This is a genomic window from Pantoea sp. PNA 03-3 (genome assembly GCF_003201175.1).
GTDB lineage: Bacteria > Pseudomonadota > Gammaproteobacteria > Enterobacterales > Enterobacteriaceae > Pantoea > Pantoea stewartii.
Genome location: NZ_QICO01000001.1, coordinates 909,718 through 924,074 on the forward strand (window position 1 = coordinate 909,718; position 14,357 = coordinate 924,074).

Here is a 14,357-nt window from a genome sequence, read left to right on the forward strand (position 1 = left end):
CAGCCCTGCAAACGTTGGGTCGTTGCCACAGTCTCCGCTCCTCTGCTGTCCTGGCCGGGTTGACGGATATCACCCGCTGTCTTTCCGTGCAACGACAGCCCTTTCTGCTCTACGCACTGTTGGCCCCAACAGTCGGCTCATCCACAGCGTGACGGGCGTTGCTTAAGTCCCTGCATTACTGAGCGGGGGCGACAGCAAAAGGTTGCAACATTTGATCATTAAAGCCCTATCATTTCTTGCCGAAACTATAAATAACGTGTCGGATTAGTTTGATCCCGAGCCCGTCGCGTTTTACACCGCTTCAGGCCGTTAAATCTTGATGCGCAATAACGTGCCTGAATGAAAACGATTACAATTAACCGTTAAACAGGATGTTAATTATGCGATTCTTACAACGCGTTAAACTGTCACAACGACTGATTTTTCTCACCGCTTTTTTTCTCATCGCCATGGTCATTATTGCCGTTATCTGTCTTCATTCTCTCAGAACACTGGCGGCGTCAGAACAGCAGTTATACACATCGCGACTTGAACCGGTTCAGATGATGAACGTGGCGGCCCGCGAAATGGCGACCCACTTTCGACGGGGCTATGCGTATGTTTTTCCGGGTGGCAACGTCACCGCGGCCGAATCCCGTCAAAATACGATAAAATTTAACCAAAAATCACAGCAGTCGGTCCAGACCGCAGTGGATTTTCTGAAACAGTCCCAGGATCCCGCGTTGGTCGCGATTACGCAAAAAGTGTTGCAGGCCTGGCCGGACTATCTGGCCTCTATGCAGCGGGTTTATGCGCTGGCGAACAATAACGACATCCCGGGCGCCCTGAAGGAAATTGCCACTCAGACCGACCGCCTGCACGTCGCTGTCAGAGATCCGCTGCTGGAGGCCGTGAAGATTTACAACGCCTCTGTGCATCAGGTCATTGATGACAATGTTTCCCACATAGACAGTACCTCGTTCACGCTCATTCTGTTAATCGGTCTGACCTTCCTCGCCGGCGGCGTACTCGGTACGCTGATTTTTATCTCTGTCATGAAGCAACTGGGGGCGGAACCGGAAGTGGCGGTCCACATGGCGGGACTGATTGCGCGCGGTGACCTTCACGGGCACAACGAAACAAAACCCGGTGATACCTCCAGCCTGATTTTTCAGTTGTCTGTGATGCGTCAGCACATCCGCGATCTGATCAGTGAAGTTCAGGACGCCGCTGAGCAGGTGGCAAAATCCTCCGCAGAAATAGCCAACGGCACGCAAGATTTGTCACGCCGTACCGAGTCTCAGGCATCTGCACTGGAAGAAACCAGCGCCTCAATGGAACAGCTCTCTTCGGCAGTACAGAGCAATGCAGATAATGCGCGGGTGGCCAATGATGTCGTCAAACACGCGTTTCAGATTGTGGCCAGCGGCGGCCAGTCCGTCTCGGATGTAGAAGAGACCATGCACGCTATCCAGGACAGCAGCAGCCGGATAGGGGAAATCATTAGCGTGATTGACGGCATTGCTTTTCAGACCAATATCCTGGCGCTTAACGCGGCGGTCGAAGCGGCCCGGGCGGGCGATCAGGGACGGGGTTTTGCTGTGGTAGCCGGTGAGGTTCGCAGTCTGGCACAACGCAGTGCCGTGGCGGCTCAGGAAATCAAAGCGTTGATTACGGAGAGCCACTCGCGGGTAGCAACCGGGGTGAATAATGTCAGCGTGGCGGGCGAGACCATGAAGGCGGTGGTGAAAGAGATTCATCGCGTTAACGATCTGGTTGCCGAAATCAGCACCGGAAGCCATGAGCAGAGCACCGGCGTGAAACAGGTCGGCATTGCCGTAGCGCAGATGGACAGCGATACGCAGCAGAATGCGGCACTGGTTGAAGAAACGGCGGCGGCCACAGCTCAGCTGCAACGGTTGTCCGATCTGCTGTTGCAGACGACCTCTAAATTTGTGACGCGTCAGGCCAGCTAAAGCCAGCCCAAAACAGGTTATCGCCGTCATGCCGTTATGTCATGCCATAAAAAAACAGCGTTGAGTCGGAACTCAACGCTGTTTATGAAAGGCAAAAACGTACGCTACGGCCTGTTACATTTTACGGATATAGTCATCCATATCGGTTTTCAGGTTATCAGATTTGGTGCCGAAAATGGCCTGAACCCCTGAACCTGCCACGACCACACCACGTGCACCCAGGTTTTTCAGTTCTGTTTGATCGACCTTGCTGACATCCGCCACGCTGACGCGCAGACGAGTAATACAGGCATCCAGGTTGGTAATGTTATCTTTACCGCCAAACGCCGTAACCAGTTTGCCCGCCATTTCGGTGCCGGTTGCTGATGACGACTGCTCGCTGGCGCTGTCTTCACGGCCTGGCGTTTTCAGATCCAGCTTAACGATCAGCACACGGAACACGGTGTAGTAAACCGCCGCATAAATCATCCCGATGATCGGGAACAGCCAGATTTTGCTGCTGTTACCACTCAGAACGATAAAGTCGATCAGTCCGTGAGAGAAGCTGGTGCCATCACGCATGCCGAGCAGAATACAAATCGGGAACGCCAGACCGGCCAGGATCGCATGGATGACATACAGGACAGGCGCAACGAACATGAACGAGAATTCGATCGGTTCGGTAATCCCGGTCAGGAACGAGGTCAGTGCAGCCGAAATCATGATGCCGCCCACTTTCGCCCGGTTTTCTGGTTTTGCCGAATGCCAAATCGCAATGGCGGCCGCAGGTAAGCCATACATCTTAAACAGGAAGCCACCCGACAGTTTACCTGCGGTTGGGTCACCCGCCATATAGCGCGGAATATCGCCGTGGAAGACCTGACCTGCCGCATTGGTATATTCACCAATCTGCATCTGGAAAGGGACGTTCCAGATGTGGTGCAGACCAAATGGCACCAGCGCACGTTCAACCACGCCGTAAATACCAAAGGCGACCACAGGGTTCTGATAAGCTGCCCACTGTGAGAAATCCTGAATCGCTGAACCGACCGGCGGCCAGATAAATGAAAGTACTAGGCCCATTGCGATAGCCGCCAGACCGGAAATAATCGGCACAAAGCGCTTGCCCGCAAAAAAGCCCAGATACTCAGGCAGCTTGATGCGATAGAAGCGGTTGAACATGTAAGCCGCGATGGAGCCGGCAATGATACCGCCCAGCACACCGGTGTCCGCCAGGTGTTTGGCCTCAATTTCTGCCGCAGGCAGATGCAGCACTAACGGTGCCACCACGGCCATGGTTTTCACCATGATGCCATAAGCCACTACCGCCGCCAGGGCCGAAACGCCATCGTTATTGGTAAAGCCCAGCGCAACACCGATGGCAAAAATCAACGGCATATTCGCAAAGACCGAGCCGCCCGCTTCCGCCATAACATGTGAGACGACCACAGGTAACCAGCTGAAATTGGCGGAACCTACTCCTAATAAAATACCGGCGATAGGCAGAACCGACACCGGCAGCATGAGCGATTTACCAACCTTTTGTAAGTTGGCAAAAGCGTTTTTGAACATAACGTGAAACTCCTGAGTATGAGTGCGTTTTTCGCGCAGTGCGCGTGGTAAAGAGGGAGGTTCTTTACCGGTTGGCGTTATCCGCCATTTTGATTTATTACGAAGGGTAAAATAAATTACGCCTCGTTACTTTGACGGCTATCACGTTTCGCAAACCAGAGCGCTCAGACAGGTAAACATACGTGCATAACCGCCTATTTTTTCAGCGAAATCCCCTGACTCTGTTGGACAAAAACAGAGTCAGCAGCGGATATGTCGTATTTATTACAAAGCCTGAAATAAACTAACTGTCAGGCGCCAAGGCGGCTCAGGGGGATATGGAAAAGCGTGGAGAAATTCTGCGTGGTGGTTGCCGCCAGCGTCTCGATATCCACGCCTTTCAGTACCGCCAGATAGTCGGCCACATCGCGTGTATAGGCCGGTTGATTCTCCTTGCCGCGATAAGGTACAGGTGCCAGATAGGGCGAATCGGTTTCAACCAGAATACGATCAAGGGGAACATAGCGTGCCGCCTCGCGGATCTGCTCAGCATTGCGGAACGTCACGATCCCTGAGAAAGAAATGTAGAACCCCATATCCAGCAGCTTCGCCGCTGTCGCCTGATCTTCCGTAAAACAGTGTAGTACACCGCCGCAGCGTTCAACCTGTTCTTCACGCAGAATCGCCAGGGTATCTTCACGCGCATCACGCGTGTGCACGATGATCGGCTTGTTCAGCGCGATCCCGGTACGGATATGCTCGCGAAACGAGTGCTGCTGCTGCGCTTTGGTTTCCTGCTGGTAATAATAATCCAGTCCGGTTTCACCCAAGGCCACCACCTGTGGATCGGCGGCCAGCCGACGGAATTCGTCGACATCGTAAGGTTCCTCCTGATTCAGCGGATGTACACCGCAGGAGAGTGCGATATTTTCGCGACCGCCTACCAGCGCCTTTAACGTGCTAAAGCCAGGTAACGTTGTGGCAATCGCCAGCATAAACCTGACGTCACGCGCTGCCGCTTTGGCGATCACGTCATCAAGATCCTGATGGTTTTTTTCATAGTCAAGGCCATCAAGATGGCAGTGAGAATCAACAATAAACATAGTTTTCTCAGTCAGCCGGGTACTGCGGGCTTCAGGTTGTCCGCCCAGCTCAGTAGCCTGTCAGTTAACAAAAGTTCACGATTCACTGCCGCAACCTCTGACAGCGTTTCGCGGCAGCGCATCCAGTCCTGAGCGCTGTTGTTCAGCGCCGTTTGCGAGAAATGCTGCGCCAGCATCGCCACTACATCCTGACGATCCACATTGGTCAGCCACTGTGTCGCACCCTGCTGCCACTTGATGGCATCCAGTATCAACGCCAGCAGCCAGCCTATGCGCGTGCCTGGGTTATCAGTATTCAGTACTGGAAGCAGTTGCAGGATGTCCTGTTGCAGGGCGCTGGCAAGGGCATCACAGAGTGCCTGCCTTGCCTGCCATGCTCGCTCATCCAGCAGCGCCAGGGCGGCACCGGGCGCGCCCGCACTCAGGCGCAGCGCAGCCAGTAAGTGTGACTCGTCATACGCTCCCTGCTTTCTGAGCCATGCCAGACTGTGGGCTTCGTCTGGCGGTGCCAGCGTTAACACCATACAGCGACTGCGCAGCGTCGCCAGCAAACGCGAAGGTTCACGACTGCTCAGAAAGAACCAGCTGTTTGCCGGCGGTTCTTCAAGGGTTTTCAGCAAGGCGTTCGCTGCCGCATCACTGAGCTGCGACGCATCGGGTAGCCAGACGACTTTAGCCCCGCCCTGCTGTGCATGGTGGTACATTTTTTCCGTCACCTGGCGCACGGCATCAATGCCGAGCGTGGCTTTGCCTTTTTCGGCTTCCAGCCGGTACCAGTCAGGATGCGTGTTTGCCTGCATCAGTTGACAGCCATGACAGTGACCGCAGCTTTTCAGGCCGTCGCGGCGCTGACACATCAGCCAGCGGCTCATTCCCCACACCAGGGCATCATCGCCCATGCCTTCCATGGCATTCACCAGCAGCGCGTGATGCGCGCGATCCGCCTGGTGCTGTGCAATCACCTGCCGGTAAGGCTGGTTTAGCCAGGGATACCAGTTCATGCCCGCTGTTCCGCCAGCCAGGCAGACAATGTGGATTGCAGCGCGGTGGTCACCTGTTCCAGAGGCTGCGTCGCATCGATTGTCCGAATCGTCGCATCTTCTGCCGCCAGGGCCAGATAGCGATTACGTGTGCGTTCGAAAAAGCGCAGTGACTCCTGCTCGATGCGATCCAGCGCACCACGAGCGCGGGCACGTTGTAATCCTGTTTCCGGTGTGACATCCAGATACAACGTCAGGTCAGGACGAAAATCCCCCAGCACCGTATCACGCAATGTACGCATCAGTTCGGCATCAACCCCACGGCCGCCGCCCTGGTAAGCCTGAGAGGAAAGATCATGCCGATCGCCCACCACCCAGGCGCCGCGCGCAAGGGCCGGTTTAATCACGGTTTCGACCAGCTGGACACGGGCGGCGTACAGCATTAACAGTTCCGCTTTATCGGTCACCTGCTCGCCCTCAATGCCCTGCTTCACCAGAATACGGAGCTGTTCAGCCAGCGGCGTACCACCGGGTTCACGGGTAAAGACGATGTCTTCAATCCCGTGTGCCTGTAACGTTGCCACAATGGCCTCACGGGCCGTGGTTTTTCCCGCGCCTTCCAGGCCTTCAATCACAATAAACTTACTGTCCATTTTTTTCCTTTAACGCAAGCCGGTAAGCCTGGACGGCCTTGTTATGGCTGGCAAGATTGGTCGTGAACGTATGTCCACCTTTGCCATCCGCCACAAAATAGAGGTAGTTGGTCTTTTCCGGATGGGCGGCCGCAATCAATGAGGCCTTACCCGGCATCGCAATCGGGCCTGGCGGCAAACCACTGATGATATAGGTATTGTACGGCGTCGCTGTTTCCAGATCTTTGCGCGTCAGCGTGCCATTGTAGGCTGCGCCCATACCGTAAATCACGGTCGGATCGGTCTGCAGGCGCATGCCCGTCCGCAGTCGGTTAATAAACACAGAGGCCACTTTCGCCCGCTCTTCGCTGACGCCCGTCTCTTTTTCAATGATCGACGCCATCGTCACCATCTCCTGCTCATTCTTGTAGGGCAGGTTGTCCATGCGGCCTTGCCAGACTTCATCAACCATCTTTTGCATTCGCTGATGCGCACGCGTCAGCAACGCAATATCCGTTGTATTGGCGGTATACAGATAGGTATCCGGGCAGAAGCTCCCTTCCAGCTGATTTTCATCCAGCCTGAGCGCCTTTGCCACGGTGGCATACTTATCATCAGGCAACGTATGTTTTACATAGGGTGCCTGGCGTAATTCACTCAGCCACTCCTGCAGGCGTTGTCCTTCTACAAAGCGCAGCGGGAACTGGGCCTCTTTGCCGCTGGCCAGCAACGCCAGTAGCTCGCGCACCGTCATTGACGGTTCCAGACGATAGGTTCCGGCTTTGAATTTTGCCAGTTCAGGCTCAAACTTAAGCAACGCGCCAAACCAGATGCTGTGGGGAATAATATGCTGACTTTCCAGCTGGGCTTCTAACGCCACACGGCCCGTCCCGGCGGGCAGCGTGTAAATCGTTTCCTGGGAAAGGGTCAGACGGCTGGCAGCAAGTTGCTTCACCTGCCAGTAGCTGACGCCTGCGGCCGCCAGCAGCACTGCCAGCACACCCGCAATAATTTTTTTGCTTCGACTCATTCTGCTTCCATTATCGTTTTACAGCTTGCCTGTAGCTGGTTAAACAATGTGCGTTGATGAAAGGTCACCGCATCAAGTTGTCGAACGGGCAAGACAGGCATGAGCGTATTACAGATGACAATTTCGTCTGCGGCTAACAGCGCCGCCAGCGTCGCCTGCACCACCTGACAACTCTGTCCCGCTGCATGTATTTGCGCTATCAGATTCTGCCGCATAATGCCGTCAACGCCAGCCTGATCCAGCCGGGGCGTAAAGATCGTGTTGCCGCTCCGCCAGAATAAATTGGCCGCACAGCATTCCACCACCCAACCTTCGGTGTCAAGCACCAGGGCTTCATCCGCGTCTGTCTGCTCAAGATGGGCACGAATCATCACCTGTTCAAGCCGGTTGAGATGTTTTAGCCCGGCAAACTGGGGGTTGCGTGCCAGCCGGACCGGACTGACCACCAGCCTGACACCGGTATTTTCTAACGCAGCATAGTGTCCGGGCCAGTCAGAGACCGAGACAATGCGCGTCGGCCCGCTACAGCCCGCACGACTGTAACCGCGTCCCCCACTGCCTGCGCTGATAATGACTTTAAGCACCGCGCTGTCATGGCCCGAGGCCGCCTGCAGCATTTCCCCCGCCAGAGCCTGCCAGTCAACATTCTGTAACCACAGGCGTTCGCAGCTTTGCTGTAGCCGCTGAATATGCCAGTCAAACAGCGCGATATTGCCCTTGATGATAGCGGCAGTGGTAAAGCAGCCATCGCCAAATTGTACGGCGCGATCGCGGGCCGTGAGATGAGATTGTTCGATGCCGTTAATCCACATTACCGCGTCTCCCGTATCGATATCGTGGTTGTCATGACGGTGATTTTATCGGTTTCTCTTCGTCGCTGGACAGAAAAAAGGCCCGCATAGCGGGCCTTTTAAGCAATCATAAACGCCAGGTTTAGATTTTACGGAAAATCAGTGAACCGTTAGTGCCACCGAAACCGAAAGAGTTACACAGCGTATATTCCAGTCCAGACACCTGACGTGCAGTGTGAGGAACGAAATCAAGATCGCAACCTTCGTCCGGGTTATCCAGGTTCAGGGTCGGTGGAACCGCCTGATCGCGCAGCGCCAGAATCGAATAGATCGATTCAACCGCGCCTGCCGCACCCAGTAAATGGCCGGTCATCGACTTAGTTGAGCTGACCATAACCTTGCTGGCAGCCTCACCAAACACTGATTTCACCGCCTGCGCTTCGGCTTTATCGCCTGCTGGCGTTGACGTGCCATGCGCGTTGACGTAACCGATCCTGTCAGGCGTCATCTGTGCATCACGCAGCGCATTGATCATCGCTGCGGCTGCGCCAGAGCCGTCTTCCGGTGGCGAGGTCATGTGATAGGCATCGCTGCTCATCCCAAAGCCCACGATTTCCGCGTAGATTTTAGCGCCACGCTTCTTAGCATGCTCGTACTCTTCCAGTACGATAATGCCCGCGCCGTCGCCCAGTACAAAACCATCACGGTCTTTATCCCATGGGCGGCTTGCCGCCTGTGGGTTGTCGTTACGTGTAGACAGTGCACGCGCCGCGCCAAACCCACCTACACCCAATGGTGTACTGGCTTTTTCCGCGCCACCTGCCAGCATCACGTCAGCATCGTTATAAGCGATGATACGTGCCGCATGACCAATGTTGTGAACGCCAGAAGTACAGGCGGTCGCAATGGAAATGCTGGGGCCTTTCAGGCCATACATGATGGTGAGATGTCCCGCCACCATATTGACGATTGTGGAAGGCACGAAGAAAGGGCTGATTTTACGCGGACCGCCGTTCACCAGCGAGGTATGGTTTTCTTCAATCAGACCCAAACCACCAATGCCCGAACCAATTGCCGCGCCAATCCGGCCTGCATTTTCCTCGGTCACTTCAAGACCGCTGTCCTGCATGGCCTGAATGCCTGCCACGATGCCGTACTGAATGAAGTCATCCATCTTGCGTTGATCTTTACGGGAAATAAAGTCATCGCAATTGAAATCTCTTACCAGACCTGCAAAGCGTGTTGCATAGGCGCTGGTATCAAAATGGTCGATCAGGTTAATGCCGCTCTGACCGGCAAGGAGAGCACTCCAGGTAGACTCTACGGTATTGCCGACAGGAGACAACATGCCAAGACCAGTCACAACTACACGACGCTTAGACACGTTCGTCCTCCAGGGAGGGAAAAAAATGACTATTGTGGGGCAAACATAAAACTCAGGCGGTCAATTGACCGCCTGAAGATATTCATTAGCCTTTGTGGCTATTGATATAGTCGATCGCTGCCTGAACGGTAGTGATTTTCTCAGCTTCTTCGTCTGGAATTTCAGTATCAAACTCTTCTTCCAGAGCCATTACCAGCTCAACGGTATCAAGAGAATCGGCACCCAGGTCTTCTACGAAAGATGCAGAGTTGGTCACTTCTTCCTCTTTCACACCCAGCTGCTCACTGATGATTTTCTTAACGCGTTGTTCGATATCGCTCATACTATTTAATTTCCTATCAAAACTCGCTTTCGCGATGGTTTTCGTAGTGTATAAAATGTTGAAAAAGATGCAACAAAATCCCGGCTGGTCTAACCACGATTTACGCTATTGTGCGGTTTTATACGCAAATAATGCAAATGATTTCGTGATTATCAGACCATATACATGCCGCCATTGACGTGCAGCGTCTCACCCGTGATGTAGGCTGCTTCGTCAGAGGCTAAGAATGCAACAGCATTAGCAATTTCCTGCGCTTCGCCTAAGCGACCCGCAGGCACTTCTGCCAGAATACCGGAACGTTGATCTTCGTTCAGTGCCCGCGTCATGTCGGTCTCTATGAAGCCCGGAGCCACGACGTTGACGGTAATGCCACGTGACGCGATTTCCCGCGCCAGTGATTTGCTAAAGCCAATCAAACCCGCTTTTGCTGCAGCATAGTTTGCCTGACCCGCATTACCCATGGTTCCGACAACGGAACCAATGGTGATAATACGTCCCATGCGCTTTTTCATCATGGCACGCATCACCGCCTTAGAAAGACGGAAAACTGATGTGAGGTTGGTATCAAGGATATCCTGCCACTCATCGTCTTTCATACGCATCAGTAAATTATCACGCGTAATGCCTGCATTATTGACCAAAATGTCCACTTCGCCAAATTCAGCGCGAATTTTCTCTAAAACGCTGTCGATGGAAGCGGCATCTGTCACATTTAACAGCAGGCCCAGTCCCTTATCGCCAAGGTAAGCACTGATCGCATCGGCACCACTTTGGCTGGTTGCAGTTCCCACCACTTTTGCACCACGTGCAGCCAGGGTTTCTGCAATCGCACGGCCAATGCCGCGGCTCGCGCCCGTTACCAGCGCTACTTTACCTTCAAAGCTCATGATTTTCCTCTTATTCCTGTGCAAGTGCCGCAGTCAATGACGCAGTATCGTTCACCGCTGCCGCAGACAGGCCATCTACGATACGTTTGGTCAGGCCAGTGAGCACTTTACCCGGACCCATTTCAATCAGTTGCGTCACGCCCTGCGCAGCCATCGCCTCTACGCTTTCTGTCCAGCGTACCGGGCTGTAAAGCTGGCGAATCAGCGCCTGACGAATCGCGTCGGCATCCGTTTCGGCTTTCACGTCGACGTTGTTAATCACCGGCACCTGGGGTGCTTTAAAGGTGAGCGTTTCCAGCGTCAGTGCCAGTTTTTCCGCCGCAGGCTTCATCAGTGCACAATGCGAAGGTACGCTGACCGGCAGCGGCAACGCGCGCTTGGCGCCCGCCGCTTTGCAGGCCGCGCCTGCACGTTCTACCGCATCTTTGTTACCCGCGATAACGACCTGGCCTGGCGAATTGAAGTTCACCGGCGAAACGACTTCACCCTGCGCACTGTCTTCACAGGCTTTCGCAATGGCCGCATCATCAAGACCGATGATCGCCTGCATGGCACCGGTGCCTTCTGGCACGGCTTCCTGCATCAGTTTACCGCGCAGTTCAACCAGTTTGATTGCGTCCGCGAAATCCAGTACGCCCGCACAGACCAGCGCAGAATATTCGCCCAGGCTGTGGCCCGCCATCAGCACAGGCTGTTTGCCCCCCTGCTGCTGCCAGACACGGTAAATCGCCACAGAAGCGGCCAGCAGCGCAGGCTGCGTCTGCCAGGTTTTGTTCAACTCTTCCGCGGGCCCCTGGCTCACTAACTGCCACAGATCATAACCGAGGGCCTCAGAGGCTTCACGGAACGTCTCTTCAACCACCGGATAAGCGGCAGCGAGTTCTGTCAACATGCCCACAGACTGTGAGCCCTGACCTGGGAAAACAAAAGCAAGTTGCGTCATTTTCAGTTCCTGTCAATCAAAAGCGAACCAGCGCAGAACCCCAGGTGAATCCACCACCAAAGGCTTCCAGCAAAATAAGTTGTCCGGGTTTGATGCGGCCATCGCGCACGGCTTCATCCAGTGCGCTGGGCACCGATGCGGCTGAGGTATTTCCATGACGATCCAGCGTGACCACTACTTTTTCCATGGTCATGCCCAGTTTTTTCGCCGTGGCGCTGATAATGCGAAGGTTTGCCTGATGCGGCACCAGCCAGTCCAGCTCTTCACGCGCAATGTTGTTCGCCTGCAAGGTCTCATCAACGATGTGCGCCAGTTCTGTCACGGCCACTTTGAAGACTTCATTACCTGCCATTGTCAGGTAAGCGGGTTGATCCTGATGCGCGCGATCCTGATAAGGCAGCGTCAGCAATTTGGCGTAACGGCCATCAGCATGCAGATGGGTAGAAATGATGCCCTGCTCTTCACTTTGACCCAGTACCACTGCGCCCGCACCGTCACCGAACAGAATGATCGTGCCACGATCTTCAGGATCGAGCGTACGCGCCAGAACATCAGAACCGATGACCAGCGCATGTTTCACTGCACCATTTTTGATGTATTGATCGGCAACGCTTAACGCATAAGTAAAGCCTGCACAGGCCGCAGCCAGGTCAAACGCGGCGCAATCCTTGATTTCAAGCATCTGCTGAATCAGGCAGGCAGAGCTGGGGAAGGCATGACTGGAAGACGTGGTAGCCACAATGATCAGGCCCACGTCATTGGCATCGACGCCCGCCATCTCCAGGGCACGTTGTGCTGCCTGGTGGCCCATACTTGCAACAGTCTCATCCGGCGCAGCAATACGGCGCTCACGGATGCCGGTACGGGTAACAATCCACTCGTCCGAGGTCTCCACCATTTTTTCCAGGTCGGCATTGGTGCGGACCTGGCTGGGCAAATAACTGCCCGTACCGATAATTTTGGTAAACATCTAGGCTTTGTCACTCCTGGCTAATACAGCGTCCAGACGGGCGGCAATGTGTTCAGGAACCTGCCGCCTCACCGCCTGCTCGGCCTGATTGATCGCCATGGCAAAGGCATGTTGATTTGCTGCGCCATGACTCTTGATCACTGTCCCGCGCAATCCTAACAGACAAGCGCCATTATACTGGTCGGGGTTGAGATGGCCGAAACGCCTGACCAAACGCTTTTTAACCCAGCGCCCCAGCAACGTCAGCCACCACGACCGCTTTTCACCTTCTCCCGATGATTTCAGCAGAGAAAGGAACATTCTTACCACGCCTTCCATTGTCTTCAGTGTGATGTTTCCAGCGAAACCATCACAAACCAGCACGTCCGTTTTGCCGGTCAGCAAATCATTACCTTCAAGGTAACCAATGTAATTAATTTGCGGTAATGCCTTCAGACTTAACGCCGCATCGCGAATGCTTTCAAGCCCTTTATGCTCTTCATGGCCAATATTGAGAAGTGCCACGCGGGGATGCGCTATGCCTAACACTTCTTCGGCCATGACCGCGCCCATTACCGCAAACTGCACCAGCATCGCACTGTCAGAATCGACGTTGGCACCTAAATCCAGAATGACCGTCTTTCCCTGATGTTGGTGGGGTAAAACGGTCATCAACGCCGGACGCTTAATGCCGTCCAGCGGCTTCAGTAATAATGTCGCCAGCCCCATCAGCGCGCCGGTATTGCCGCTGCTGACGCAGGCCTCTGCCCGCCCTTCTTTCACCAACTCTAACGCCACTCGCATTGAACTGCCGCGGCTGTTACGTATGGCTTGTGCGGGTCGCGCATCACTTGCAATAACGGATTCGGCAGGGACAACCTGCAAACGCGCCAGCAGGGCGGAATCGGCTTTGGCAAGCAATGGCGTGAGAATGTCGGGGTCTCCGACCAGAAGAAGGATAAGTTCCGAATGAGAGGCCAGTGCCTGCAATGCTGCAGGCACCGTCACGCAGGGACCGAAATCCCCGCCCATGGCATCGATAGCCAGGGTCAAACGTGTCAAGGTATCGCCTTGCTAAGCAAAGATCTTACTTAACGATAACCTTGCGACCGCGGTAGTAACCATCCGCAGTGATGTGGTGACGCAGATGAGTTTCACCAGAAACTTTATCTACTGACAGAGCAGCAGTGGTCAGCGCATCGTGCGAACGACGCATACCACGCTTAGAACGGGTGGGTTTATTCTGTTGTACGGCCATGGACCTTACTCCTATTACTTACGCTTTAAACTGGCTAATACGGCAAATGGGTTTGGTTTTTCTGCCTCTGCAGGCAATTGGCCAAAGACCATGTCCGCCTCGGACACTTCACAGTGTTCAGAATCGTGCACCGGAACCACAGGCAGCGCGAGAATAACTTCATCCTCGATAACCGCCAGCAAGTCGATCTCACCGAATTCGTTGACATCAACCGGCTCGTACGCTTCCGGCAACGCCTCGGCCTGCTCATCAGATGAAACAGGACTGAAGCAATAGCTTACGTGAACATGATGTGGAAAAACCTGGTTGCAGCGCTGACAACGAAGCGTAACCTCAACATCAGCAGTACCCGTCAGTACTGCCAGACGCTGGTTATCAACCGCGAACGACATGGCACATTCAACATCACTGTCCACACTGACGACCGACTCAGCCACACGCTCTACCTGTTGCGAGGTATAAACACCCTGGTAATCAAGGCGTTTTTGAGCGGTGCGGACGGGGTCCAGCGTCAGGGGTAATTTTACCTTTTGCATAGGGCGCGCATATTAACTTTGTAATCACATAGAGTCAAAGAAAAAGGCCGTTGGACA

The 14,357-nt window shown here is 54.3% G+C and carries 15 protein-coding genes; 1 reads left to right on the forward strand and 14 read right to left on the reverse strand.

Features of this window, described 5'->3' with window-relative positions; all coding sequences use genetic code 11:
• The first annotated feature begins 380 nt into the window (after nt 1–380).
• Nucleotides 381–1,955 (forward strand): methyl-accepting chemotaxis protein, encoded by a 1,575-nt coding sequence (locus C7433_RS04215; RefSeq protein WP_110267678.1) that lies wholly within the window; start codon nt 381–383, stop codon nt 1,953–1,955.
• Between the two features lie 114 nt (nt 1,956–2,069).
• On the opposite strand, the gene ptsG is transcribed toward C7433_RS04215, so the two are convergent.
• From ptsG to yceD, 14 genes are all read right to left on the reverse strand, one after another.
• A complete protein-coding gene (ptsG, locus tag C7433_RS04220; protein ID WP_006118840.1) occupies nt 2,070–3,506 on the reverse strand; it encodes a PTS glucose transporter subunit IIBC in 1,437 nt (478 codons plus the stop codon).
• A gap of 290 nt (nt 3,507–3,796) precedes the next feature.
• A complete protein-coding gene (locus C7433_RS04225) occupies nt 3,797–4,588 on the reverse strand; it encodes a metal-dependent hydrolase (protein ID WP_058708496.1) in 792 nt (263 codons plus the stop codon).
• A gap of 11 nt (nt 4,589–4,599) precedes the next feature.
• Entirely contained in the window at nt 4,600–5,589 is a 990-nt protein-coding gene (gene holB, locus C7433_RS04230; protein WP_058701386.1) for a DNA polymerase III subunit delta', read from the reverse strand.
• The gene (gene tmk / locus C7433_RS04235; RefSeq protein ID WP_033737553.1) at nt 5,586–6,221 is read right to left on the reverse strand and encodes a dTMP kinase; all 636 of its coding nucleotides are present in this window, start codon (nt 6,219–6,221) and stop codon (nt 5,586–5,588) included. The genes holB and tmk overlap by 4 nt, the downstream gene beginning before the upstream one ends.
• The gene (gene yceG, locus C7433_RS04240; protein ID WP_110267679.1) at nt 6,211–7,230 is read right to left on the reverse strand and encodes a cell division protein YceG; all 1,020 of its coding nucleotides are present in this window, start codon (nt 7,228–7,230) and stop codon (nt 6,211–6,213) included. The genes tmk and yceG overlap by 11 nt, the downstream gene beginning before the upstream one ends.
• Nucleotides 7,227–8,042 (reverse strand): aminodeoxychorismate lyase, encoded by an 816-nt coding sequence (gene pabC, locus C7433_RS04245; RefSeq protein WP_110267680.1) that lies wholly within the window; start codon nt 8,040–8,042, stop codon nt 7,227–7,229. The genes yceG and pabC overlap by 4 nt, the downstream gene beginning before the upstream one ends.
• A 121-nt stretch (nt 8,043–8,163) precedes the next feature.
• The gene (fabF, locus tag C7433_RS04250; RefSeq protein ID WP_033737555.1) at nt 8,164–9,405 is read right to left on the reverse strand and encodes a beta-ketoacyl-ACP synthase II; all 1,242 of its coding nucleotides are present in this window, start codon (nt 9,403–9,405) and stop codon (nt 8,164–8,166) included.
• Between the two features lie 85 nt (nt 9,406–9,490).
• A complete protein-coding gene (gene acpP, locus C7433_RS04255; RefSeq protein WP_003849865.1) occupies nt 9,491–9,727 on the reverse strand; it encodes an acyl carrier protein in 237 nt (78 codons plus the stop codon).
• Between the two features lie 152 nt (nt 9,728–9,879).
• A complete protein-coding gene (gene fabG / locus C7433_RS04260; RefSeq protein WP_006118833.1) occupies nt 9,880–10,614 on the reverse strand; it encodes a 3-oxoacyl-ACP reductase FabG in 735 nt (244 codons plus the stop codon).
• 10 nt (nt 10,615–10,624) lie between these two features.
• Nucleotides 10,625–11,557 (reverse strand): ACP S-malonyltransferase, encoded by a 933-nt coding sequence (fabD, locus tag C7433_RS04265; RefSeq protein ID WP_110267681.1) that lies wholly within the window; start codon nt 11,555–11,557, stop codon nt 10,625–10,627.
• 16 nt (nt 11,558–11,573) lie between these two features.
• Entirely contained in the window at nt 11,574–12,527 is a 954-nt protein-coding gene (locus C7433_RS04270; protein ID WP_006118831.1) for a beta-ketoacyl-ACP synthase III, read from the reverse strand.
• A complete protein-coding gene (plsX, locus tag C7433_RS04275; protein ID WP_033737556.1) occupies nt 12,528–13,568 on the reverse strand; it encodes a phosphate acyltransferase PlsX in 1,041 nt (346 codons plus the stop codon). It lies immediately after the preceding gene.
• A gap of 25 nt (nt 13,569–13,593) precedes the next feature.
• Nucleotides 13,594–13,764 carry a 50S ribosomal protein L32 gene (gene rpmF, locus C7433_RS04280; RefSeq protein ID WP_003849870.1) on the reverse strand — a complete coding sequence of 57 codons (171 nt, stop codon included), beginning with the start codon at nt 13,762–13,764 and terminating at the stop codon, nt 13,594–13,596.
• A gap of 14 nt (nt 13,765–13,778) precedes the next feature.
• A complete protein-coding gene (gene yceD, locus C7433_RS04285) occupies nt 13,779–14,300 on the reverse strand; it encodes a 23S rRNA accumulation protein YceD (protein ID WP_006118829.1) in 522 nt (173 codons plus the stop codon).
• Nucleotides 14,301–14,357: the final 57 nt, after the last annotated feature.